This window comes from Novosphingobium hassiacum, assembly GCF_014196055.1.
Taxonomy (GTDB): Bacteria; Pseudomonadota; Alphaproteobacteria; order Sphingomonadales; family Sphingomonadaceae; genus Novosphingobium; species Novosphingobium hassiacum.
Map to the genome: position 1 here is coordinate 634,242 of NZ_JACICY010000001.1, position 23,695 is coordinate 657,936.

The window sequence follows — 23,695 nt, forward strand, 5'->3', positions numbered from 1 at the left end:
TACCCAACCGATGCCCGATACCGACGCGCTGTTCATCATCGTACGCCACGGCAACACGTTCGAGGCAGGGGAACCTGCCCGGCGGGTGGGCGCGCGCACCGATCTGGCGCTGACCCTGCGCGGAGCCGAGCAGGCCGAGGCGCTGGGTGCGCATTTTGCGGCCTTGGGCATGCGGTTCGGCCGGATCCTCGTATCGCCTCTGCAGCGCACCCGGCAGACGGCAGACGCGATCATCGCAGCGCAGGTCGATCGGGTCGTGCCCGAAAAGGCGGAGTTCCTGCGCGAGATCGACCATGGGCCGGACGAGAATCAGACCGAAGATGTCGTGCTCGCGCGGATCGGTGCTGAGGCGCTGGCAGCCTGGGACCGGGACGCCACCCCGCCGCCCGATTGGTCGGTCGATGCCGACGCAAGGATTGCCGCTTGGCGCGAGCTGTTCGCAGGCGCGCTGCCGGGCCAGCCGCCGACGCTGCTGGTTACCAGCAACGGCGCGGCGCGGTTTGCGCTGATGGCCGCCGGAGTTGCGCCAGGCGACGGGCTCAAGCTTGCGACCGGGAGCTATGGCGTGGTCCACAAGGCGGCGGACGGGACGTTTGCGGTGGCGCAGTGGAGCATTCGACCGTGAGCGCCCTGCCCCTCCTGCTTCGCGCGCCGCCATTCCCGCAGGCGTCGGCAGTCGTGGCCGAGCCTTCCGCCACGCCCGTAGCATTGCCCGCCAATGCGCTCGATATGCTCAGCGATGCGCGCGTGGGCGGAGCGTTCTGGGCGGATGGCGCGCATGACCCCTGGACCGCGCTTGCAACCGCCACGCGTCTCGCCGCGCATGGCGACGACGAACAGGTCGCGATCGCGGCGATCCTCGGGCTGCCAGTCGAGGTCCTTTCGAGCGGCAGATATGGGCATCCCGGCGATAAGCCGGAGACCCTGCGCGAGCGGGCCAGGCAGGCCCTTGCGGATATCCGATACATCGACCCGTTTACCGGTGCGTCGGCCACGTTCGCGACGACAGTTGCCCTGCTTGCGCAATGGCGGCGCGAGATTGAGGCCAACCGCGCGGTCAGCGTCGCCAGTGGCATGGCGTGGTGGAAGCGCGACGAAATCCGGCGGTTCCTGTGGGTGCCAGGTCGCAAGCTGCCGATCGTCTCGCGCGCGACGGCGGCGCTGAAAGTCGCACGCAAGCACGGCGGCGCGGTGGCGATCTGGCCATCGCGGGTTTCGCCCGAATTGATCGCCAAGGCGCGCGAACAGGGCACCGGGCTGGTTCGCGTCGAGGACGGCTTCGTTCGCTCTGTGGGCCTTGGCAGCAATCTCGTGCCGCCCTCGTCGGTGGTGGTGGACGCGCGCGGCATCCACTTCGATCCGTCTGCGCCCAGCGACCTGGAGCACATCCTTGCGACCACAGGTTTCTCACCGGACTTGACCAAGCGCGCAGCAACTTTGCGCGAGACGATCGTCTCGGCCGGAATCAGCAAGTATTCAGCCGGTGGAGGATCGCCCGTCCCGCAGCGCGCGGAGGGACGCCGACTGGTGCTGGTGCCCGCGCAAGTCGAGGACGACATGTCCGTACTTGCAGGCGGCGGCGGACTTCATTCCAATCTCGAACTGCTAAAGCGGGTCCGCGCGCTCGAACCCGAGGCCGAGATCTGGTTTCGGCCCCACCCCGATGTCGATGCCGGGCATCGCAAAGGTGCGGTTCCGGACGCCGACGCGCTGCAGTTCGCCGACCGGATCGTACGCGGCGGCGGGATGGCGGCGCTGCTCAATGTCGTCGATGCGGTCCATTGCAACACCTCGTTGACCGGGTTCGAGGCACTCATGCGGGGCCGTGACGTGACCTGCCATGGCACGCCGTTCTACGCCGGCTGGGGCCTCACCCGCGATCTGGGCGCAGTGCCCGATCGGCGCGGCCGCAAGTTGACGCTCGATGAACTGGTGGCGGGTGTGCTGATCCTCTATCCGCGCTATCTTGATCCGGTGACCGGCCTGCCCTGCCCGCCCGAAGTGCTGGTGAGCCGCATGGCCAGTGCCGCTACGCCAAACCGCATCGGATGGGTCGCTCCATTGCGCCGATGGCAGGGCCGGTTCATGGCATACTGGCGATGACCCAGGTAATTCTCGATATCTCGCGCCTGATCTCAAGGGTGCGTCATTCAACGCCGTCCGGGGTAGACCGGGTGGAGATGGCCTACGCGCGCGGGCTGCTGGGCAAGTACGGTGAGCGTCTGGCCTTTGCGGCGGCGCATCCGACGGGCGTCTATGGCCGACTGAAGCGTGAGGCCGCACTGGCCTACCTCGACGAACTTGAGCGGCGTTGGGGGCGGGAAGATGGCGGACCCGCCCAGCGCTCGCTGATTTCGGTGCTGCCGTGGCTGGCGCGATTGTGGCCAACGCGCGTGCGGCGCCAGACATGCTCTGAACGCCCGGTCTACGTGCAGGTCTCGCCGCATCACCTGACGCGCGGCGAGCAGGTCTATCGCATCCTCGACCGCGAGAACGCGCGGTTCCTGTGCATGGTCCATGACCTGATCCCGATCGAGTACCCCGAGTACGCCAGACCGAACGGCGCAGGCCTGCATCGGCGTCGGATGCAGACGCTGGCCGATCACGCAGACGCGGTGATCGTCAATTCCGCCGCGACCGGCCGGTCATTCCAGCCGTGGATCGAACGTAGCGGCCGCAATATCGCTGTGCATGTGGCGCTGCTTGGCACGGAGAAGCTGGCGTCCGCCAGCATTGTAGTATCAAACGACACGCGCCCGTGGTTCGTCTGCCTCGGTACCATCGAGCCGCGCAAGAACCACCTGCTGTTGCTGAACCTGTGGCGCGAGATGGCCGGGAGCCTGCCCGAGCGCCAAGTACCGCGGCTGGTTATCATAGGGCGGCGCGGGTGGGAGAACGAGCAGGTCCTCGACATGCTCGATCGCTGCCCTGCACTCGCTTCCCACGTCGAGGAAATCAACGGCTGTTCCGACGCACAGCTTTCAGCGCTGTTACGGGGCAGCCGCGCGCTGCTGATGCCCTCGTTCGCCGAAGGTTTCGGCATGCCGGTGGCAGAGGCGCTGTCAGTCGGGGTACCGGTGGTGTGTAGCGATATCGCGGCGCATCGCGAAGTCGGCGGGGATGTGCCCGACTACGTGGGGCCGCTCGATGGCGCGAGGTGGCAGGCGCTCATTCTTGATCATTCGATGCAAGGTCCGGCCCATCAGGCGCAGATGCAGCGACTGCCGGCATGGCACGAACCGACATGGGCCGAGCATATGCAAACTGTGGCGCTCGCTATTGGCGAGCTTGCAGGAAGCTAGGCTTCCTCGCGCGCTTTGAGCGAGGTGATCGACGTGCCGAAGACCCGGTCCCAGAACAGCGCGGTGATCGCGAAATTGCCGTCCTGCCCGACATGGTGATGCCGCATGTGGTGGCGCTTCAACGCAAAAGCCAGCGGTCCGCGCATTGCCCACTGGTGGCAGGCGTAATGGGTCATATCATAAATGACGTAACCGCTCATGAAGCCAAGGAATATCCAGGTTCCGACAGGACCGGCAATCGCAACCAGCACCAGCCAGACCGCGCCGCCGATGGGAAAGCTGACGATCGGGGGCATCAGGTTGCGCAAGGGATCGTTGGGTGCGGCGTGGTGATTGCCGTGCATCAGGTACACGAAGCGGTCGAGCAGCCGCACGTTTGGTTCCCAGTGGAACAGGTAACGGTGCATGCAATATTCAAACAGCGTCCAGACGGCGAGACCCAGCGCGACGAGCCCAAGCGCGGGCAGCACGGTGGCAGTTCCCCAGCCTACCCAGGCGATCATCGGCAAGGAAATACTCCACACCACGGCAAAGCCCGCAGGCGAGATTATGGTGAGTCTCTCCAACCATTCGTTGCGGAACAGCCGGACCTGCTGCGAGTGCGAATTACGACTTACCATTGGCTCAATTCTGGACAGGACATGTGCTTGAGTGTCAAGGACTATTAGGACCATTCGACAATCGAAACCGGGCCCAAAGGAAGACGACGCAAGTGCGAAGTGGTTCCATTTTAGGCACATTTCTCGCTTCGTCTTACCACTGGGTCGGGCTATCCTTCACGCGCACATCGAGAATCGTCACTTAGCCCGTACATGCCGAGAAATCACTTCCGAAATGGCGCAAATGCGCAGATTCCCGCGCGGGTGTTGCTGACAGGAGCCTCTGGCGAACTTGGCGGTGCGCTTGCGCTTGAATTTGCGCGTGAAGGCGCGTTCCTGTCGCTTTGGGGGCGTGATGCGACGCGCCTCTCCCTTATTGCCGCAGCCTGCTCTGCCGCAGGAGCCACGGGGACGCAGGTGCGCTCGCTCGACCTAGCAGACACCGACGCAGCGATCGCGGCACTCGTGCTGGACGACGGCGCGACCCCGTTCGACGTTGCCATGTTCGCCTCGGGTCTGGGTGATATCCGCGCAGCCGGTGACCTCGTCGAATCGGCAACGCAGGTCGCGCGGCTCGGCGTGGTGAATTTCGTAAGCCCTGCGGCCCTTGCCACCGAACTGGCAGCGCGGATGGCGGCCCGCAGGCACGGGCACATCGTGCTGATCGGATCGGCGGCTGCCTTCCACGCCTTGCCGTTTGCCACCGCCTATGCCGCGTCCAAGGCAGGCCTCGCGCGCTTTGCCGAAGCGTTGCGGATCAATGTCGCGCCACATGGCGTGAAGGTGACGCTGGTGTCGCCCGGATTTATCGACACCGCAGCAGCGCGGCAGGTGCCAGGGCCGAAGCCGCTCGCGATCTCGGCTGACGTGGCGGCGGCACGGATCGTGCGGGCAGCGGCGCGAGGTAAAGCGCATCTTGTTACGCCGTGGCCCTTCGCGCTGCTCCGTGTGGTCGACCGAATCCTCCCGCGCCCGTTGCGTGACCGGCTGTTGCGCGCGCTCAGTCCTCCGGGGCGTTAGTCAGCAGACCGAGGATCGCGTGGTGCAATTGCGCGGGCGTGAGGTCGGTACGCTCGCCCTCCCTGCGAACACAGCGCCCCTCGGCATCGATCCGGACTATGACGTAGGGTGTGTGCCGCGCGCCGCCCGGCACCGACACGCCCGGAATGCTGGGGCGATGATCGCCGAAGAACACCAGCGTTGCCGGTCGGCGCAAGCCTGCAAGCTCGGTCATGAGCTTGGTCAGCATGGCGTCGCTGTTGCGCACGAGGCGCAGGTAGCCCTGCTTGAGGTCGTCCGGCCGATTGCCAGCCTCGGCTTCCCACGGCCCGTGGTTTTCGATGGTCACGGCATAGAGCAGCGTCGGCTCGTCGGCTGCATGCGCGAGGTCGGCGATGGCATCGGCCATGGCCGCGTCGGTAACATAGCGCCCCTCCCCCGCGGACGGCGGGTCGAAGCGATCCTCGCCGACCAGGTCGGCAAAGCCACCTGCGCGCATGATCACCTCGCGGTTGTAGAAGCGCATGTCGTGGGGATGGACGAACACGCTGCGCCAGCCCGCCAGCCGGTTGGGCAATGCGTAGGTCGCCTCGCCCAGCGCGGTCAGGAACGGGTCGAACCGGCGGAAGCTCAGGTCGTCTTCGTTGCGCCCGAACAGTACCCCATACTCGGTGCGCATGGTATAGGCACCGAACCCGCCGACGAGCAGGTTACCCCACTGCCAGGCGTCTTCGCGCGCAAGGGCAAGACCTGGCAAGGCCAGCGCCGGATCGCCAAACAGCTCGGCCGGATCGGCGAACGATTCGCACTGGATGATCACCGCCAATTCGTGCGGATCTGCCACCCCAGCGATCGGCGCAAGCGGTACCGGATCGTCGGTCTGCCGCCAACGCGCGCGGTAAAGCAGCAGGGTGGCGATCAGGCCGTGTCGCGCCAGATCGGCTTCGGCGTCCGGCTCGGTCGCAAGCCGTGACCATGGCGGGCACCGGAGTGATAGCCAGATCGCGCCAATCCCTGCCGTCAGCAGCAAGAGGCCCTGGATATGCCCCGCGAGTTCGGGCACGAACATCCACCACAGCAACGCCGGAGCCACCAGCGCAACCACCACAATGGCCAGTTTCTGCGATGGCTTGAGCGCGGAGAGATAGAACTGGGGATGGCGGAACACCGCGCCGATCAACGCCAGATCCGAAAACACCAACGCCTCGCCCAGCATCGCGCGCTTGGCGTTTGACACTGTCGTGAACAGGGCGACCAAGGCGAGCGTCAGTGCCGCCGACGCGGGCGCATTTGCGCAGAGCGTCAGGAATAGCCCGAAGACCGCCGTGACAAGGCCTGAATGCAGCCAGGTCCCTGCCGGACTGCGTAGCCACGGCTCGCCCAATCGGCCGCTACGCGGACGCACGAAGGCATCAAGCAGCAAGGTGCCGATCAGCAATGCCAGATATATCAGAAGCTTGTCTGCCACGACCCTCATCACCGGCTGCCGTACGGGGTGAACGGACTGGAGACGTTGCGGCTTATCAACCCGAACCGGCGCTGTCACCATCGGTCCATGGCGAAGCGGATCAAATTGACCGGTGAAAAGCGTGATCTGGCTCATCGACCAGACAGGTTCGAGCGATTAGGGCGGTCGGCATGTCGCTCGAAAAGTCTCCGTCAACGGTCCTCGGCACCGGATTTCACAACGAAGTGCGCAACGCGGGAATGGCCGCTGTTGCGCCTGCTGCCGCGCCGCGTGGTAAGCGTAGCGTGCTGCTGCTCCAGGGGTTGATGGGGCCGCTGTTCCGGCGTCTCGGGCAGGGCCTGATTGCAGCCGGACACCGGGTTCACAAGGTCAACTTCAACGGCGGTGACCGCCTGTTCTGGCGCCTTCCCGGCGGCATCGACTATCGCGGCACGCTCGACGACTGGCCCAAGGCGCTCGAATCGATCATCGCACAGAACGGCATCACCGATGTGATCCTGTTCGGCGATTGCCGCGACCATCACATGATCGCAACGCAGGTCTGCCGGACCTTACGCATCCCGGTCCATGTATTCGAAGAAGGCTACATCCGGCCAGACTGGGTTACCTTCGAACGCGACGGCGTGAACGGCCATTCAACGCTGCCGCGTGATCCGCAGTGGTACCGCGAGACCGCCGCCAAGCTGCCGCCGGTGCCAGAGCATCGCCAAGTGCCATCCTCGTTCCGCCGCCGCGCGACCGAAGGGCTTGCCTACAACGCCGCGGACGTGCTGACACGCTGGTATTACAGCAACTGGAACAACCACCGCCCGTGGCATCCGCTGGTCGAGGCGATGGGCTGGGTGCGCAAGCTGCGCCGTCGCAAGGAGCGCGAGGCCGAAGCGGCCAATCTGATGGCGCGTCTGGAGGCTTCGGACGCACCGTACTACCTTTTCCCGCTACAACTGGATTCAGACGCGCAAATCCGGCTGCATTCGCCGTTCGCAGGCATCGCCGAACCACTCAAGCTGGTCGTCGAATCTTTTGCCGCACATGCCCCGGCCGATGCGCGACTGGTGGTGAAGGAACACCCGCTGGATAACGGCGTCCGTGATTGGCAACAGGTCACCTGCGACATGGCGGTGCGCTATGGCGTGGCAGACCGCGTGGATTACCTGCCTGCCGGAGACATCGTGCCGGTTGCGCGTCGCTCACGCGGCATGATCACCATCAACAGCACGAGCGGCACGCTGGGTCTGTCGATGGGAATTCCTGCCGTCGTGCTGGGCAATGCGATCTACGACATCGACGGGATCACGTACCAAGGCGGGCTGGACACGTTCTGGAACTCGCCCAACGCGCCTGATGAGGGAACGTTCAAGGCATTTCGACGCGTGCTGATCGACCGCTGTCTGATACCGGGGGGCTTTTTTTCGGAGGAAGCGCTGGCGCAGGTAGTACGCCATTCTGTCGCGCGATTCGAAGGTCACCCACTGCAGCCGGAATGAGGCGCGCGTCCGGCGCTCATTCCGGCTGCCTCTCTCATTCAATCGTTTGTCAAGGTCGACCGAAAATAGGCGATAGTCTCCTTCAAACCATCCTCGAGCGATACCTTTGGCTGCCAGTTCAACTTTTCCTTGGCGAGGGAGTTGTCAGGGCAACGTTGTTTGGGATCGTCCTGCGGAAGTGGTTGAAACACGAGCTTTGCCGAAGTTCCCGTGAGCCGTATCACAGTCTCGGCCAGTTCGATCATCGTGAACTCGCCGGGATTGCCGATGTTAACCGGACCCGTGAAGTCCGCCGGACTGTCCATAAGCCGGATCATGCCGTCGACCAGGTCATCCACGTAGCAGAAGCTGCGTGTCTGCATGCCGTCACCATAAATGGTCAGATCCTGCCCTCGCAGAGCCTGAACGATGAAGTTCGAGACAACCCGACCATCCTCGGGGTGCATCCGCGGGCCGTAAGTGTTGAATATTCTCATGACCTTGACCTCAAGGCCGTGCTGGCGATGGTAGTCGAAGAACAGCGTTTCAGCGCAGCGCTTGCCTTCGTCATAGCAACTGCGAATGCCGATCGGGTTGACGTTGCCCCAGTAGTCCTCGGTCTGCGGGTGGACCGCAGGGTCACCATAGACCTCGCTGGTCGAGGCTTGCAGGATCCGTGCCTTGACGCGCTTTGCCAGGCCCAGCATATTGATTGCGCCGTGAACGCTGGTCTTGGTCGTCTGCACCGGATCGTTCTGATAGTGGATCGGGCTGGCCGGGCAAGCCAGATTGAAGATCCGCTCAACCTCAACATAAAGCGGCCAGCAAACGTCGTGACGCATGATGTCGAAGGACGGGTTGCCGATAAGATGCGCCACGTTGCGCTTGTTGCCGGTGTAGAAGTTGTCGACACACAGGACGTCGTCACCGCGCGCAATCAATCGATCGCACAAATGAGAGCCGAGAAAGCCGGCGCCGCCTGTAACTAGCACTTTATTCATCCTGAAATCCTTAGGCCTATGCTTTTTTGAAGACGCCGATGATGGTGTTACGCATCAACGGGTGATCGACATCACCGTTGATTGCTTGAAAATCGTAGACATGGTGAGCAGACCCGGAACGCCAATTCGCGTGATCATTCATGCCGAAAAACTGCTCCACTTCGAACCCGTTTCCTTCGAAAAGGGCACGCGCCTCTCGCGGGGTGTATTCACGGTTATGACGGTCGGTTCCGCCATAGAAGATGTCCGTATCCCAAAAGACATTGTTGCCCTGAAGCAACGAAACGACGTTACTAATATTGCAAACGTTCGGAGTTGTCAGGATCACGAGGCCGGAAGGCCGCAGGACACGGCGGACTTCGGCAACCATCGCGCGCGGATGGTGCATGAACAGTCGCTCAAGTACACCAGTCAGAACTACGGCATCGACCGAGCCTGTAGCCGCCGAAAGACCACCCCCGTCAAGATCGAGGACTTCGGACGGCCAGCGGTCGGCCAGAGCCTTCGGGTTATAGCGTTCGCGCCAGTGCGGATTGGGATCGAACACGGAAACATCATAGCCCGCCTTCTCGAGCAGAAGTGGCAGATGCCCTGGCGCGGCATATCCCACCAGCAATCGCGAGCCGCACGACAAGCGCACGTGAACGATTGATGCCATTGTCAGGTAACGATCTCGACTACAGCGAAATTCATCAGAGTCGGCAGCAACACCGATCTCGGTCAAGCAAGCGTCAAAAGCACCTGCTATCGAAGTCTCAATGACTGCCGGAACACCGGGGGCATTAGGAAGGCCAATTGCGTCCCCATCGGTCTTGTCCAAAATGCCCGCAATAGTAGAGACGAAATCCCGCCTGCCGTTTTCAACAGTCATTATACAGCTACCTTATCCATGCTCCGCGATGGTGCACAATTTCGGACTGTTACAGAAAACCAAATCGTCGACGAAAAGGCTTTCGCTTTCATCGATAAACCCCATCAACTCGTCAAAATTGATCGGACGAATTGGGTGCTCTTCATGCCAATTCTTGTTGATAATGTAGACGAATTTAAACTGCGCAAAAATTTCTTGGCAGAAGATTTTAAAATCTACTTTCCCATAATTTTCAATGCACCATGGATTTATCTCCATGAGAAATACTGGATCGAAATCGGATATGGTCGCTATCGCACCCTTGAGTGCCTGAGGCTCAAAGCCTTCGATGTCGAGCTTGATCAAATCGACACCCTGCGGGCTGAATTTCTGAACGAGACTGTCGATCCGGAAACACGGAACCGCAACCGTGCTGCCATCGTCATTCGAACTGCCACCCTCAACAGCGTGCCCATAGGCCGAATTTTCGATGAAGCTGATCGAGCCGTCAAAGTCTGCCACCGCGCAGTGCTGGGGGAACACGTTGCTCAAGTAGTTGTTAGCAACGTTCTCCTTTAAAACTTCACAGACGTGCGCGCCCGCCTCAAAGGAATAAACCCTACTACCTGGTCTGATCTTGGCGGCAATAATCGAGACGAGACCGATATTCGCCCCAATATCAAAGACAACTGCGTTCTCCGGCAGATATTTCTCGAAAAGCTGCTGAAATCGTTTCTCGAATTGTCCTTCGACAATTTCGATATAGCTGTCGCCCTCACTAACTCCCGTAATCGTGGCAGTCGTGTGGATCGATATTATCCGTTTGCTCGTCATTCTCGCTCCAATCCGTGATCAATTTTGCCGAACGACAGCACGCTGCACGGCGCTTATTGCACCACTCAACTGGCTTGCCAGATCAAGTGAAAGTGCAAATGCACGTCCCGCCTCGGCGACCTCGGCCGCCCAATCGCGCCGCAGCGTCAGCATGCGTCCGATTGAAGAAAAATCCGCCAAGTCAGGCGCCACTTCAACATAATGCACCCACGGCTTCAGAGCAGTGTAATACCACTGCCGATATCCAGCATCCGATGCAATCTTGACCACGGTCCCGCCGGCCAGAAGCTTGAGGAAGAAGCCGGTCCAGGATGAGCTTACACCGTCGACGTCGATGTTGAAGGCGTAGCGGGAAATCTCCATCTGATCTTCCGGCGCGCTGAACCCGTCGCATGCCTCAAGAGCGTTTGTGACATCTTCATCAAGACCGCTGCGGCTGGCCAAACGTACGTTAAAATTCAAGCGGTTCGCCGGCGTGTTCGCCATCATAACCAGCTTCACGCGCTGGGAGTCAAGCTGGTTCGCGTACTTCGCCAGACCGCTTGGCGCGCCGCGCCAATACATACGCGCGTCTCGCTCTTCTATGGGCTGCCAGTCTTCCGCCAGTAGGCCGCGTTCGCGCTCGTAGCTGCGCGTAAGCATGAAATAGGGATCGGGGAGGAGAAAGTCGCCATGCGCTTTCGACGAGAAGCTCAAGATCGGTTCATCGCCGTCTGAATCACCAAGGCTGCAGATCACGCCCTTTCCATGAACATCGTGCTTGTGGGAAAACAGGCGCATGATTGCCAGAATCACGATGCATCGCGAAACGATGATCTTCGACGCGCTAGTGCTCAGTCGAACCAACACCGCGTCCTGCTGGAAAAGAACCTCGGCCTGTTCGTCGTAATTGTGGTTGGCCCAGCTCCAACCAAATTCGGCAACTTTCCCAGGACGCGAAAACTCAAGCGCCACAGGCCTGGCGCCACCTTCGCCCCGGACTGCCACAACTGCTTGGCCATCGGGCAAGGTGCCCGATTGGCGAGCCGTATCGACAGCATTGACGAAGCCCCACATCTCCACGTCGGTCCAGTCCACCGGCGTGGGCGAGAGCGGGACGATACCGCAATCAATCATCGAGCCGCTCCCTGATCCAGGCAGGGATATGTTCGGCCGAGACACCAATGGCAGCGAACCCATCGCGAATTACCGCACCAAATCCGGGGGTATGCAGAAAATGCCCCTCCGCCAGAAATAACTCACGATAGCGTTCGGGATGCTTTTGCCACAAGATCGCGTCCTTGACGAAAAAGCGGTTCCGCGTGGCTAGCGATTCCCGTTCCAATGCCCGCGGCTGTGCCGGGTGGAATACCTCGACGTCAGAAGCGTAGGGCACCCTCCCCAGATCGAGCATGCGCCAGCCAAAATCGGTATCTTCACGGAAATGCGGCTTGTCGAACTGCAAATCGAAGCCACCCAAGTGCTGGAAGACCGAGGACCGAACCAACAGGTTGGCAGTCATGAAGCCGATCCCTTCGAAGCCGACGTTGGTAACTGGCCGCCATTCAGGATCATCTTGCCGGTCGGATCGGATCAGGCCCTCTACGCCGACCACACCGTCGTCCGTGAAGTATTTGCGGGCATTGAGGAGCCAACCCTGCGAAGGAAGGCAATCATCGTCTACAAAGGCGATGATGTCGCCTTGCGCAAGCATTGCTCCGGTATTGCGAGCGCGCACTGCCCCTTTCACGGGGCTATGGTGATAGAACAACGGGAAACCCCAATCACCTTCGGCGCCCTGCCATGACTGCGCTGACTGATCGACGATTACTACTTCGAAGTCGCGCTCTGCCTGATCGCGCAGCGCCCCCATCAGGTCAGTGAGCTTCTCCGGCCTTTCGTAGCTGGGAATGACAACGGAAAACTTGGGCTTGGATTGACCGGCAAGCGCTTCGCGCATCCTGATGAAATGGCCAAGTTGCGCCGAGATACGTTCCCATGAGTAGCCGTCCTCTACGCAGAGGCGTGCGGCACGCCCCATCTCAGCTCGCAACGCCGGATCTTTGCGAAGTTGCAAAAGTGCGGTTGCAAAGGCTTCGGGGACGGCAGGCACGATCTGCAGGAATGGCTGGCCGGAGGTGTCGATCCCCCGCGCGCCTATGTCGGTCGATATGACCGGCAGCCCAGACGAGAAGAAGTCAAACATCTTGATGTTCGTGCCCGAACCGGCAAGCATGGGATTCACCGCGCAATCTGATGCAGCATACCACAAGTCGCGTGTCTCGTCGTCGATCTGCCCAGTGATGATGACATTGCCACTTGTGGGCACCATGCCTTCGCCCACCCCGCCCGCGACGATGAAGATGACTTCCGGGCATAGCGAAGCCAAGCGCTCGTTTATAAAAGCGGCAGCCTGGCGATTGGGGCCGTAGCCGCTCCCGATGAAGATCGCCGCAAAGGCTCCCGTATTGAGGCCAACCTTAAGGCGCGCGGCCTTTCTGTCGGCATCGGCTGGCATGCCTTTTGCAAACGCCATCACCCCGTTGGGCACGACCCGCATCTTCGCCGGTGAGAAGCCGTAGAGGCGGTTGAAGCGCAGCAGGTCTTCATGCGAGCAGGCCAGAATCCAGTCCGCCCGCTTGCCGCACTCCAGTTCGTCGGCAATCACCCCTTCGAGAACTTCACGCTCGACGGGATTGCGATCATCCAGCAATTGCGCGCGCAGGTATCCCTCGACGTTGTGCGATTCGTAGATCACGATCTGATTGGGCCGCAGTCTATCCTTGACCAAGGGGTAGATCCACGGATGCGAAAACACCACGACTCGCGCTTCATCGACCGCCTTGCGCGCGGCAGCGACGTATTCGGGCGAGAGATGCGCCTGCCGACTGAACGCCAGGTCGATGACGTTCTTGCCCCCAGCGCGCCTTGCCATGTCGTCCGCAGCTACGAAATGCGCAGTCGTTAGCGGCACGTCGATTTCATGTAGCGTGGGGCTGAGATAGTGCGCCCGGTAGCTTTCTCCAGGCCAGTCATACGTGCCAACGTAGTTGGACGAAACGTTGTTACCTAGATTATGATAGAGTCCAAGCAGGCGCAATCGCCCGCCACCCACTGCCGGAGCTATCGGCTGCATGTCGAGCACAGCTACGTTGAGGGGAACTTCGTCGACGACTGACGCTTCTCCCGTCGCGGCGCAAGCAAGTTCGAAAGCCGTATCCCGCCACGACATAGCTTCGACCAAGGCAAGGCCGCGCTGCCCCATCCGTCGCGCATCGTCGCGGTGCGACCAAAACCATTCCAGGCCGACACTGACGGCTTCGGGCGTTGGCTCAACAACGAGACCGGTTTCGTGGTTACGAACGATATGCGCAGGCTCACCCGAGTCCGTACAGGTCAAAACCGGGCAAGCGCTCGCAAATGCCTCAAGCGTTACATAGCCGTAGTCCTCACGCTGCGGAAGAAACGGAATGGCAATTGCGCGGCTATAAAGATCCACTAGTTGCCCGTCGCTGATGCGGCCCAGAAACTGGATGCGGGGATCGTCGCCCGCCAGCGCACGCAACGCTGGACCATGCTCACCCTCACCGGCGATCAGCAAGCGCATTGGTTTGCTGGAATGCCGTACGGCCTCGATCAGCAGGTCGAACCGCTTCCACGGGTGCAGTCGGCCCGCGATCAGAAAATGCTCCCCCTCCCCATCACCTGGGCGAAAGCCGTTGAAGCCAAGCGGGGGGTGCACAACGCGGGAGCCAAGCCCACGCCAGCGCCTCAAGCGCCGCGAAACCTCGAAACCTTGACAAATGCGCGCCGGGACTGCGAGCAGCGCATCTAGATCGGCGCGATGGATACGCGCGCGGTCGCAATAATCATCTGCGCTGGCATTGGGGAAGTGTGTTTCGAACATGTCGTCAAAGATCCGGACCGCATGGTTCAGAAAAACTACATGGCGCGGGTGGCGAATTGCATAAGTAGGGACCTTGCTGGAAACGACTATATCGAAATGCGAGAGGTCTTTCGCCGCAGCGAGTTCATAGTTCAGCACGATCTTGTCGACCGACGGTTCATCTGCCTGGACCTCGACGAAATCTGCTTGACAGCCGATTAATTCGAAACCGGCTTTCAGCCCCGCGTAGAAACGCTCGGCGCCGCCTGCACCTGCCGTAGGGGAGCCCGCCGAAACAATCGCAACACGCCGCCCCCGGAAGCGACCGTCATCCTTCCGCAGTGGAAACTCAACGCTGCTGCTCAAGGTCGGGCCTCCAGTTCGCCGAGCTCGGACCTTATCGCACTCCGGATCGAAGCAGGCGTGCGGTCGTGCGCACTATCGCCAAGGAGCATATCGAGGCAGGGGGACGTCACCGCAGGCTTCACGTTCACTAACCTGCCCACGCCGTGCTCGAAAGCGCGCACGGTCGGTGCGTTCAATGCGTGATCGGACCGCGTTGGACGACGACGTGCATCTGCCTCGAGCAGGTTGAGCCGCGCGTCGAGTTCGCGCGCGCGCTGTGCTGCCTCACGCGCGAGCATGCCGAGACGCCCGGCTTGCCACGCCTGAAGTGTCTGGCCCGATTGCGCGCTGAACATACCGGCCAACTTGCGCTTGGTCAGCACGCTCGGCAGGGAAAACTTGCTGTGGATGCGGATCGCTGCGGCAAGCGGGGTGCCTGACAATCGCCCCTCGCGCGAGCTTGCCAAATCGGACACGAGCATCCTGCGACCGTTTCTCTTGGCTAAGATCCTGCGGTAGTGTTCTGCGCCAGCGGCGTCAACCGAACGGCCAAGGATGAGCTTGTATGCAGCAGCGATCGCCGCATCGTCATCGCGACCGAGAGCGTCGCAAAAAAGTGCAATCCGGCTACGGCCCTCACCCGACGAGACAAGATTTTCGAGCAACTTAGCGCGCGTAAGTCCATCAGCGAGCTTACCAGTATAATGTGCGACACCACCATCATCGGCAGGCCGTCCGAGAATCCACATGTAGCTGGCAGCTATGAAAATTGGGTCGCAAAGAGCTTGGCCCGCCAAAGCCTCGAAGCCGGTGTCAGGCGCCGTGCCCACGAACTTCTCTGCATTCTCGGCAAGCCACACTACCGCAGGCCCCACCGCATCGCGATCGGCTGACGAAGGGCAGTTAGTACTTGTAAGCTCGGGAATTCCGGAAAACCCCGGCGTCCGTTGAGCGGTGAGCGAAAGTTGGGCGGCCAGATACTCGGCACGGACCGTCTCGCGCATCGCCTTGATGCCTTCCTCTAGCCGGACCTTCGCGACCTCATCTTGCAGCATGGCTTCCCGTGCCCGGGCATTACGCACAAAGCTATCGGCACGTTCTGTCGCCGCACCAGCGTATTCCTGAGCGACGTCGAAACTGGCCTTCAAAGCGGCAAGCTCTTTCGTTGCTTCAGCATACCGCGCGACAGCGACGTCCGCCTTGGCGACAGCATCAGCCAGCGCACGCTCCAACTCAGCATTTACTCCGCACAAGCGCGCAATCTCTTCCTCGTACCGCTCGAGGCGAGCAAAGGCGCGCGCTTTTTCTGTATGCTGCACTTCGAGCGCTTCGCGGCCCTTGCGCAACTCTTCTGCGATCCGCTCGCGCTCTATCTCCGTGGCAGACAGCGCCCCGGTGAAGCGACCGATCTTCTGTTCCGCCAGTTCGAACAGGATTTCGATCTTCCGGACGACGCCGGCCGCGTCCGTCGCCTGCCGAGCGATCTCCTGCTCCAGAAAGCCCGTCTCTTCCCGCAATCGTTGATCGAAGGCGCGCCCCAGCTGACTGATACTCAGCGCGTCGACCGGCTTTTGATCGTCTTCAGACATTGATGACACCATCTTTCATACGTCGGCTTCAATGGGGCGCTCGCCCAATCCCCATATGCGCAAGGTCTTCGAGCCGCTAGGCCCGCGTGCCATCTTCGCGGATACTTCTGCACCATGAAGGATAAATCCGAGCAGCCGCGAGTCATCTCCCAATCCGGCTTCGACTGGGGTTCCGGAATGACTGCACGCAAGATCGATACGGCACGGCTGGCCACACCGAACGACGGCCCTCCAGCGCAGTGTGTGATACGGATCTTCGCATTCTCGGTGTATGATCGCGGAACAAGGGATGCCGTCCACACTAACCAGCAGGGCTGGATTATGGCCAAGCAACCCACGGAAGAACGAAAAGCGAATCTCGCCTTCCAGCGCCATGAAACCATCTGCGGCAGGGCCGATGGTCAGATCGATCCTGCAGCGTTCGCCTTCGGTCCACGAGCCGTCCAGCTCTGCGCTCAAGAGACCGGAAAGGCCTGGTAGGCCGAGCAACTCGATCCGGGGATTCCACTCCCAGTGAGCGCCATCAACTAGGGGGTCGGGGGCCAGACCCAGCGTGATGTCATTGTCGGCCGCCACAGAAGCTATCTTCTCGCCGCTTGCTTCGGACGCATCGACCAGTGCAGCGCAAAGGGCGCGTCCCCGGCCCGGCTGGATGTCTGCCGCTGGCAGGACCAGCTTGTCCATCCTCGTAAACGGGTGCGATGAAAGCAGCGCGGCGTAGCCCCAGCTTTCCAGCGTGCTGCGGACAAAATTGTCGCCAAGATAGAAGGGTGTCTCGCGTGGGGCGGGCAAGTCGCCATCACCTGCCAGCATCCGATCCCAGAACTCGCGCTCCAAAATGCGGTGGTCCACCATGACCTGAACGGCATTGTCGAGGCCGGGAACGCAGAACTTCGCCTGCGGGTCGGCAAGCAGGAAGTGGCAGTCACAACCGAAAGCGTTGGCCTCGACGCCGAGCGAGGACGACAATGTCGCCACCGGCCCGGTTGGTTGACGTGACATGATGAGTGGATAGCTGTTTCCGGCAATTGCGATGACCGTCTTGCCCAAAGTATATCGAAAGAAGTCGAGATCAGCCTGCGGCCAAACGGCATGCGGATGCTTGAGATATGCGACCTCACGCGAACTGCCCAGCAAAGCCGCAAGATCTTCGGCGCGATCCTCCCACGAGACAATTTTCCCGTCGACGACAAGTGAGGCATCCGTTGGAGTCTGTCCCAAGAGCACTGGACAGCCCTCAGGCAACCGGGCCTGCACCGGATTAAGGCGCGAGAAACGCGCGGAAAGGCGGGACACCTGCTGATCTATGTTGCTGACGCTACAAGCAATCGCCTCGAAGGAACGAACAAACCCAGCGTCATTCGAGTGCACCCCGAACCCCAGGTCGCTAAGGAAGCGAAGCGGATGGTTGTGCAGCGACACATATCTGTGGCCGCGCAAGGCGAGCGCCCGCCGCATGACGGGAGGCAATTCGAAGCCGACGACAATCGCAGCGGGGGGAAGTAGATCGTAAAGTTCGGCAAAGACCTCGGGCTGTGGGCTGGCATCGTAAGATTCCAGCCACGCGCGAACGGGGTCATGGGCAAACCGCGCGACCAGCCCTGCATCGCCCACCTGTTGCGTGAAGCTCTGGGCATCCTTAGCGGGCATGATGACCGGCAGATGGCGGCGATCGAGACCTAACGGCGCCGCTAGGAGACTCGCCAACCAGACCACATTGTTGCGAGCCGTACCGGGACCCGATCCATTTGCTGGGGCGGCGCGGAACCAGTCGCCCACCAGAACCACCCCATCGCGACGCGGCTCACCGTGGCGCAGAACATTCTGCACAGGCCTAGCCATAATTCAGTTTATAAAAATCATAGGCGTCGTCCATGTCGTCGAACGTCAGCGCCCGCCCTTCGTGCAGGATCGCAACACGATCGCAACGTTCCCTAATGAAGTGCTCGTTGTGCGAGACGAAGATCATGCCCCGGTCGGCGCGTTTTTCAAAGAGCTCGACGTGGCATTTGCGCTGGAACCTGTCGTCACCGACCGCAAAGACCTCGTCGATCAGGAAGCAATCGAACTCGATGACCATGGATATCGCGAAGGCGAGCCTTGCGCGCATACCCGAGGAATAGCTTTTGAGCGGTTCATAGATATAGTCGCCCAGTTCGGAAAACTCCTGGACGTAATCGAGTTTGCCTTCGACGCTGACACCGTAGATGCGACAGATAAAGCGAAGGTTGTCGATCCCTGTCAGCGCATTCTGGAACGCGCCGCCAAAAGCCAGCGGCCACGACACAGACATTTCACGCACCACGCTGCCGGTATCAGGCAGTTCAGCGCCTGAAATGAGGCGGATCAGTGTGGATTTGCCTGCACCGTTGCGACCGAGGAAACCAACCCGCTCACCCTTCACCATCTGGAAGTCGATACCGCGAAGTACCTGCTTCAGGCCCGAGCGGGTATGGTAGGACTTGGTGACATCTTCCAACCGGATCATTCCGGAATCACCCTCTTGCTGATCCGGTGTGTCTGAAGCAGTCCTACAAACGTCATCACAAGGTTGACTTCCGCCATGTACAACAAGTCATAATGCGCTTCGATCTTGGTGCCAAAAAACCCGTCACGAATGCATTCGACCGCGTGGACCATAGGCAGGTATAGCACGTACTGCTGGGCTTCAACAGGCAGAGCACCGACGAGGAAGGCGGCACCCGACAGTGGAAACAGAAGGTAGGATGCAGGATGCCACAGCTTTTCGACGATCTCGTATTCTTCGGAATATGAAGCCAAAAGAATTGCCAAGGCAAAGCCAAACCACGCGAGCATGAGCCAGCCGGAGATAACCTTCATCAGATCCTCGGGCACAGTGATCCAGCCGAGCGAGATGAACACTAGCGAGAGCAGCAGGAACGAGATCGAGGCGCCAGCGGCCTCCAGCAAAAGCCGTGCGAGGAAAATGTCCATAACCCTGACGTTACGATGATACATCAACGCAAGGTTCGGTTGGACCGCGCCCACACAGCGGTTGGGCATGTTGCGCCACAACAGCACGCTCGAATAGCCGGTCAGGGCAAACGCCGTGATCGGAATATTGGATCCATGGACCGCTTTCAACGCCGTCCAAAGCGCGGTGACGCCCAAGGTGAACAGCATCGGTTCTACGAAAAGCCACAAGAAACCGATGTTGTGGCGGCCGTAGCGCGTCAGCACCTCGCGCATGAGCAAGGCGCCTACGACACGAGACTGAATCTTCCAAGACTGGAAAAATCCGTCGGAGACTACCGGTTCTTGGGGACCCGTCATCAGTGTCGGTGTTCTTTCACGCCTGCGATCAACATCGCTGCGACGCCCCAGACAACGAGACACATCATGATGGTCGTAAGGATGCCGCGCAGGCGATGCGGTTCGAGAGCTGCATCGGGCGTATTTGGCTCGGCAAGGCGTTCGACATAGGCCTGCTTTCGGCGCGCCTCGTTCTGCGCATCCTGCAAAGAAGCCATGGCCGCAGCCAATTGGCGGTCAGAAAACTCGGCCTCGAGCGACAGCTGCTGATACTGCGCCGTTGCAGCGGCAAGAGATTTGCGATCGCCCGCAATCAGGCCGGACTCCCGCCGGATTTCCTCTTCAAGTCCGGCAATCCGTGTGCGCAGCACAGGGACCTGCGGGCTCTGTGGAGCGTACTCGCGGATTTCGCTTAGTTGTGTTCGCGCGGTGATAAGCTCATCTTGGATCTTGGAGATCATCTGCAACTGGATCGCGGCCTGCTTTTCTGGATCGACAATGCCCCTCTCGTTACGGAACGCAGACAGGGCTAGTGCCGCCTTGCGCGACCGGTCCTTTGCCTGCGCCACCTCTGCAACGGCAAACTGAATCAGATCCTGCCTCCCGCGGACATTGAGGCGGTTGACGGTGGCCTCTGCCATCCGCAGCATGTTTTCATTGAGCTTGCGCGCAGTTGCGGGATCATAGGCCCGCACGCTCAGAGTGGTGATCGAAGTCGCAGAATCGAACTCAACGCCAATACGGGATTGATAATAGCGATATAGCGCTTCGAACGACCCATCGAGGCCGAGGGGATCGAAACGATTGAAAATCGAGATATCGCCTGTGCTGAAGGCTTTCTTGAAAGCATTGCCCTTGTCGAGTTCGTGCAGTGCATCACGCGAGCTCAGGTATGCTTGAGCAGCGAAAATCTGGTCGCTGGCGTTGGTGAAGCCGCCGCTTTTCAGAAGCATGCCCAGAGAACTTGGTGCCGACTTCTCCGGGGACCGGACAACGTAGCGCGATTCCGAAATGTAGACGTCCGAAGCAATCATGCCGAAGTAGATGAACGAACATACCGAGGGTATCAGAACGATCAATACAAACAAAGGGCCCAAAGCCTGAAAACGCTGCTTGATCCGTTGATACATTTGCAACGACTTACCTATTTCTCTATGGATTCTGCCGCATCAGTGCCATGACGTCAGGCCGCGCCTAATGCGCTCCCGCAAGTGAGTTTGCAAGCCCGCCACGAAGCAATCCGTCGCGATTTCGCAGCTGTTCTCCTTGGCTTATGCGCGATTTTCTGCTTTGACGCCCGGCTCGCCACGAATTTGCCATGCAGTTCGATCGGACGGTTTGCGTGCGACGAAAATGCTTCCGAATCAACTGCGAGGCGTGAGATTTTTGTCGAAAGCCAAGTTTGATGAGCGTCATCCGGGATTCATTTTGTCCCTCGCCGAACGGGACAGAAGCGCCAAGTCGCTCGGCCCAGGCGAGCAGTGCCAAGCGGCCAACACCCCTCCGATGGCTCTTACGCAAGTTCAATTGGGCCATCGATCGACTTCAGAAGAGGTGGTTCAGCAGGTTTGGCTGGCGCTTCTATATCGGGAGCCTTCGAACATGCGCCCCCGGATTGCCTTCCGATGGACAGGAATCACGCATTTTCGTGGATCTTTCGGTGATAAGCCAGGACGATGCGGGCACCGGCATCCAGCGCGTGGTTCGCGCTATCGCAACGAATATCGACGAAAGGGCGTCAGTGCATTTCGTCTACACCTACAAACGAAAACACCACCTGCTAGAAAAGGGTCACGCTGGGTTTTCAAAGACGACGCGGCGCGTGGAATACCGCTCAGGGGATGTTTTCTTCGGGCTTGATTTCTCGCTCGATGCAATCTGGCAAATGCGGCGCGAATTTGCCCGGTTGCGGCGCAGCGGGGTCTCCTTCCACTATCTGGTGCACGATTTCTTGCCACTTCAGAAGCCTGACTGGTTTTCTGCGCCCACCGTCCTGAGGTTTCGAAATTGGCTTGCGATTATGGCTGCCACGGCGGATGGCTTCTTTTGCGTCTCACAGGTCGTTGCCCGCCAACTACCATGCATAATAGGCGAGCAGTTTGGTGCCCGGCAGCCGTTCAGCGTGAACGTTATTCCGATGGGAGCAGATCTGGCCGGCAGCAAGCCATCCCTTGGTCTCCCGCCAGCCTTCGGCGAATTGCTCAAAAAGATGGCTAATGCACCTACAGTGCTCGTCGTGGGCACGATCGAGCCGCGGAAAGGCCACGCTGATGCACTTCGCGCGTTCGAGCATCTTTGGGCCAACGGTTCACCTTTCCAGTTGCTTTTCGTGGGCGGCATAGGCTGGAAAATGGATGCGTTCGTCGAACAGCTTCGCGTTCATCCGGAAATGGGCAAACGGCTACTGTGGCCGGGGAGGTTGAGCGATGAGGCGCTCGATCTTCTCTACTCGGCCTGCCGAGGCGTACTGGTGCCTTCACACGCCGAGGGTTTCGGGTTGCCGCTAATCGAGGCTTTGGGGCATGGCAAACCGGTTCTCGCGCGCAACATCGAAGTTTTTGAGCCCATGACAGCGCACGGTGTTTGGTTCTTTGCGGAAGATGCAGAGGCTCATGCAATTGCCAAAACCATCGCATGCTGGCTTCAAAGCGCAGCGTCATTTGTAGCACCTCCGCTCGCAAAGTGGCGCGACGCGGCGGAATTCATCATGGCAAGGCTAGGTTCAATTAACGTCGAACAAAAGCAAAGGTCAGAGCTTGAATCCGTCGGGCTCTAATCCCTTGACCGGTTCATGCTAACGTGGAATGCGCTTTGCATGTTGCTGAAGGGCCTGACGACAAGACGCCACCCAGGTTACATTTTCCGCAGGAAACTCAATGAATTCGCATGATATCAAGCGGGCAGGCATTCTTGCCATCGCCTCGGCCAGCTCGCTCGTATTGGCTGCTTGCTCCTCGCTCGGATCATCTGGGCCGCCGCGTCGCGCTGTGCTTGCTGCAGGCAAGAGTTCGTTTGAATCGGATCGGATTCGGATCATCCCGTTGGACGCCACTGTTACTTCGCAGGTCTTGAGCGCTGTCCGCAGCCAGCAATTTGCAGAGACGTTTGGCGACACAATGCCGGTTGGTGCGGTCGTCGGCAGCGGTGACGTGCTCGACATCTCGATCTGGGAAGCGCCTCCTGCGGCCCTGTTCGGATCCTCCATATCCGACAGCCGCGGGAGCAGCGCAGCGGCGGCGGTAAGTCGCTCAAATGCGATTCCCGAACAGATCGTCGATCAGAATGGGCGCATTGTGGTTCCCTTTGTGGGCGATATCGCGGCCGCTGGAAGGACGACGAAGCAAATCGAACGAGAAATTGTTTCCCGTCTCACGGGGAAAGCCCATTCACCTCAAGCCATCGTTCGCATCGTACGTAATGCCAATACCAACGTCACCGTAATCGGCGAGGTCGGCCAGAGCGCCAGAATACCCTTGTCGCCACAGGGTGAGCGCTTGCTGGACGTCCTGGCACTGGCCGGTGGCGTGCGACAACCCGTAGGCAAGACCACCATACAGGTCGCCCGGAGGGGGCAACTCGTTTCGATGCCACTTGAAGGCATCATTGCCGATCCCCGCCAGAACATACGGCTCGCGCCGAACGATGTTGTGACGGCATCGTTTCAGTCATTCAGTTTCACGGCACTGGGCGCGACAGGTGCAAATGCCGAGATCAATTTTGAGGCTACCGGCATTTCACTAGCTCAGGCACTTGGCCGTGTAGGCGGACTGCGGGATGAGCGTGCCGATATTCGCGGCGTGTTCATATTCCGGTTCGAGGACGTTGCCGCAGTGCCTCCGCAGTATCTCGATAACGCCCCGCGGCTTCCGGGCAACAAAGTGCCCGTGATTTATCAGCTCGACCTTGCCAACGCGGCAAACCTGTTCATCGCTCAAAACTTCCCTGTCCGGCACAAGGACATTCTTTACGTCTCGAATGCGCCCGGCGCAGATCTGCAGAAGTTTGTCGGCATCGCTTCACAGATGGCCTTCTCGCTTATCACGATCGGAAATGCCGCGAACTGATCGCTCTTTGACTACAAATTTTAGGCTGCACTTGTCTCAG

Annotated in this window: 19 protein-coding genes; 7 read left to right on the plus strand and 12 right to left on the minus strand. The window is 60.2% G+C overall.

Translation table 11 applies throughout. The features are described 5' to 3' along the window. Positions 1–10: 10 nt before the first annotated feature. Genes GGQ88_RS03235 through GGQ88_RS03245 form a run of 3 tightly spaced genes read left to right on the plus strand, consistent with a single transcriptional unit; the run spans position 11 to position 3,302 of the window. The gene (locus GGQ88_RS03235; protein WP_183611653.1) at positions 11–625 is read left to right on the plus strand and encodes a histidine phosphatase family protein; all 615 of its coding nucleotides are present in this window, start codon (positions 11–13) and stop codon (positions 623–625) included. Further along, positions 622–2,103, plus strand: a complete 1,482-nt coding sequence (locus GGQ88_RS03240; protein WP_343057066.1) for a capsular polysaccharide export protein, LipB/KpsS family — start codon at positions 622–624, stop codon at positions 2,101–2,103. Before GGQ88_RS03235 ends, GGQ88_RS03240 begins: the two co-directional genes overlap by 4 nt. Next, positions 2,100–3,302 carry a glycosyltransferase family 4 protein gene (locus GGQ88_RS03245; protein ID WP_183611654.1) on the plus strand — a complete coding sequence of 401 codons (1,203 nt, stop codon included), beginning with the start codon at positions 2,100–2,102 and terminating at the stop codon, positions 3,300–3,302. Before GGQ88_RS03240 ends, GGQ88_RS03245 begins: the two co-directional genes overlap by 4 nt. Here GGQ88_RS03245 and GGQ88_RS03250 read toward each other — a convergent pair. Continuing rightward, on the minus strand, positions 3,299–3,922 hold the full coding sequence (locus GGQ88_RS03250) for a sterol desaturase family protein (RefSeq protein WP_183611655.1): 624 nt from the start codon (positions 3,920–3,922) through the stop codon (positions 3,299–3,301). The two genes, GGQ88_RS03245 and GGQ88_RS03250, sit on opposite strands and share 4 nt — an antisense overlap. A 243-nt stretch (positions 3,923–4,165) precedes the next feature. Here GGQ88_RS03250 and GGQ88_RS03255 point away from each other — a divergent pair, with 243 nt between their 5' ends. Further along, entirely contained in the window at positions 4,166–4,921 is a 756-nt protein-coding gene (locus tag GGQ88_RS03255; RefSeq protein ID WP_343057067.1) for an SDR family NAD(P)-dependent oxidoreductase, read from the plus strand. On the opposite strand, the gene GGQ88_RS03260 is transcribed toward GGQ88_RS03255, so the two are convergent. Then, positions 4,902–6,368, minus strand: coding sequence for an LTA synthase family protein (locus GGQ88_RS03260; RefSeq protein WP_343057068.1), 1,467 nt, complete (start codon positions 6,366–6,368; stop codon positions 4,902–4,904). The two genes, GGQ88_RS03255 and GGQ88_RS03260, sit on opposite strands and share 20 nt — an antisense overlap. A 170-nt stretch (positions 6,369–6,538) precedes the next feature. Here GGQ88_RS03260 and GGQ88_RS03265 point away from each other — a divergent pair, with 170 nt between their 5' ends. Continuing rightward, positions 6,539–7,855: a capsule biosynthesis protein gene (locus GGQ88_RS03265; protein WP_425490402.1), complete on the plus strand. Its 1,317-nt coding sequence runs from the start codon at positions 6,539–6,541 to the stop codon at positions 7,853–7,855. A 38-nt stretch (positions 7,856–7,893) separates the two neighbouring features. On the opposite strand, the gene GGQ88_RS03270 is transcribed toward GGQ88_RS03265, so the two are convergent. From GGQ88_RS03270 to GGQ88_RS03315, 10 genes are read right to left on the minus strand one after another with little or no spacing between them, the layout of a single operon-like run. After that, positions 7,894–8,835 carry a UDP-glucuronic acid decarboxylase family protein gene (locus GGQ88_RS03270; protein ID WP_183611657.1) on the minus strand — a complete coding sequence of 314 codons (942 nt, stop codon included), beginning with the start codon at positions 8,833–8,835 and terminating at the stop codon, positions 7,894–7,896. A 16-nt stretch (positions 8,836–8,851) separates the two neighbouring features. Continuing rightward, the gene (locus tag GGQ88_RS03275) at positions 8,852–9,706 is read right to left on the minus strand and encodes a class I SAM-dependent methyltransferase (RefSeq protein WP_183611658.1); all 855 of its coding nucleotides are present in this window, start codon (positions 9,704–9,706) and stop codon (positions 8,852–8,854) included. 12 nt (positions 9,707–9,718) lie between these two features. Then, on the minus strand, positions 9,719–10,519 hold the full coding sequence (locus tag GGQ88_RS03280; protein ID WP_183611659.1) for an FkbM family methyltransferase: 801 nt from the start codon (positions 10,517–10,519) through the stop codon (positions 9,719–9,721). A gap of 18 nt (positions 10,520–10,537) precedes the next feature. Continuing rightward, entirely contained in the window at positions 10,538–11,635 is a 1,098-nt protein-coding gene (locus GGQ88_RS03285; RefSeq protein WP_221214473.1) for a glycosyl transferase family 90, read from the minus strand. Next, positions 11,628–14,750 carry a glycosyltransferase gene (locus GGQ88_RS03290; RefSeq protein ID WP_183611661.1) on the minus strand — a complete coding sequence of 1,041 codons (3,123 nt, stop codon included), beginning with the start codon at positions 14,748–14,750 and terminating at the stop codon, positions 11,628–11,630. The genes GGQ88_RS03285 and GGQ88_RS03290 overlap by 8 nt, the downstream gene beginning before the upstream one ends. Next, on the minus strand, positions 14,747–16,318 hold the full coding sequence (locus GGQ88_RS03295; protein WP_183611662.1) for a DUF4214 domain-containing protein: 1,572 nt from the start codon (positions 16,316–16,318) through the stop codon (positions 14,747–14,749). The genes GGQ88_RS03290 and GGQ88_RS03295 overlap by 4 nt, the downstream gene beginning before the upstream one ends. 15 nt (positions 16,319–16,333) lie before the next feature. Beyond that, positions 16,334–18,097, minus strand: a complete 1,764-nt coding sequence (locus GGQ88_RS03300) for a hypothetical protein (protein WP_183611663.1) — start codon at positions 18,095–18,097, stop codon at positions 16,334–16,336. 55 nt (positions 18,098–18,152) lie between these two features. Next, a complete protein-coding gene (locus GGQ88_RS03305; RefSeq protein WP_183611664.1) occupies positions 18,153–18,806 on the minus strand; it encodes an ABC transporter ATP-binding protein in 654 nt (217 codons plus the stop codon). Continuing rightward, positions 18,803–19,612: an ABC transporter permease gene (locus GGQ88_RS03310; RefSeq protein WP_183611665.1), complete on the minus strand. Its 810-nt coding sequence runs from the start codon at positions 19,610–19,612 to the stop codon at positions 18,803–18,805. The genes GGQ88_RS03305 and GGQ88_RS03310 overlap by 4 nt, the downstream gene beginning before the upstream one ends. Then, positions 19,612–20,721, minus strand: a complete 1,110-nt coding sequence (locus GGQ88_RS03315; RefSeq protein ID WP_183611666.1) for a KpsE/RkpR family capsule polysaccharide export protein — start codon at positions 20,719–20,721, stop codon at positions 19,612–19,614. The genes GGQ88_RS03310 and GGQ88_RS03315 overlap by 1 nt, the downstream gene beginning before the upstream one ends. 518 nt (positions 20,722–21,239) lie before the next feature. Here GGQ88_RS03315 and GGQ88_RS21635 point away from each other — a divergent pair. Together GGQ88_RS21635 and GGQ88_RS03325 are read left to right on the plus strand one after the other, a co-directional pair. Then, entirely contained in the window at positions 21,240–22,367 is a 1,128-nt protein-coding gene (locus GGQ88_RS21635) for a glycosyltransferase (RefSeq protein WP_183611667.1), read from the plus strand. 211 nt (positions 22,368–22,578) lie between these two features. Further along, complete coding sequence (locus GGQ88_RS03325; RefSeq protein WP_343057069.1) at positions 22,579–23,655, plus strand: polysaccharide biosynthesis/export family protein; 1,077 nt, start codon at positions 22,579–22,581, stop codon at positions 23,653–23,655. The last annotated feature ends 40 nt before the right edge of the window (positions 23,656–23,695 follow it).

Bases quoted from the DNA above. Each gene is read 5' to 3' on its own strand.
- GGQ88_RS03235 (WP_183611653.1), top strand. From the start codon at position 11: ATGCCCGATACCGACGCGCTGTTCATCATCGTACGCCACGGCAACACG.
- GGQ88_RS03245 (WP_183611654.1), top strand. From the start codon at position 2,100: ATGACCCAGGTAATTCTCGATATCTCGCGCCTGATCTCAAGGGTGCGT.
- GGQ88_RS03250 (WP_183611655.1), bottom strand. From the start codon at position 3,922: ATGGTAAGTCGTAATTCGCACTCGCAGCAGGTCCGGCTGTTCCGCAAC.
- GGQ88_RS03265 (WP_425490402.1), top strand. From the start codon at position 6,539: ATGTCGCTCGAAAAGTCTCCGTCAACGGTCCTCGGCACCGGATTTCAC.
- GGQ88_RS03270 (WP_183611657.1), bottom strand. From the start codon at position 8,835: ATGAATAAAGTGCTAGTTACAGGCGGCGCCGGCTTTCTCGGCTCTCAT.
- GGQ88_RS03275 (WP_183611658.1), bottom strand. From the start codon at position 9,706: ATGACTGTTGAAAACGGCAGGCGGGATTTCGTCTCTACTATTGCGGGC.
- GGQ88_RS03280 (WP_183611659.1), bottom strand. From the start codon at position 10,519: ATGACGAGCAAACGGATAATATCGATCCACACGACTGCCACGATTACG.
- GGQ88_RS03285 (WP_221214473.1), bottom strand. From the start codon at position 11,635: ATGATTGATTGCGGTATCGTCCCGCTCTCGCCCACGCCGGTGGACTGG.
- GGQ88_RS03295 (WP_183611662.1), bottom strand. From the start codon at position 16,318: ATGTCTGAAGACGATCAAAAGCCGGTCGACGCGCTGAGTATCAGTCAG.
- GGQ88_RS03305 (WP_183611664.1), bottom strand. From the start codon at position 18,806: ATGATCCGGTTGGAAGATGTCACCAAGTCCTACCATACCCGCTCGGGC.
- GGQ88_RS03310 (WP_183611665.1), bottom strand. From the start codon at position 19,612: ATGACGGGTCCCCAAGAACCGGTAGTCTCCGACGGATTTTTCCAGTCT.
- GGQ88_RS03315 (WP_183611666.1), bottom strand. From the start codon at position 20,721: ATGTATCAACGGATCAAGCAGCGTTTTCAGGCTTTGGGCCCTTTGTTT.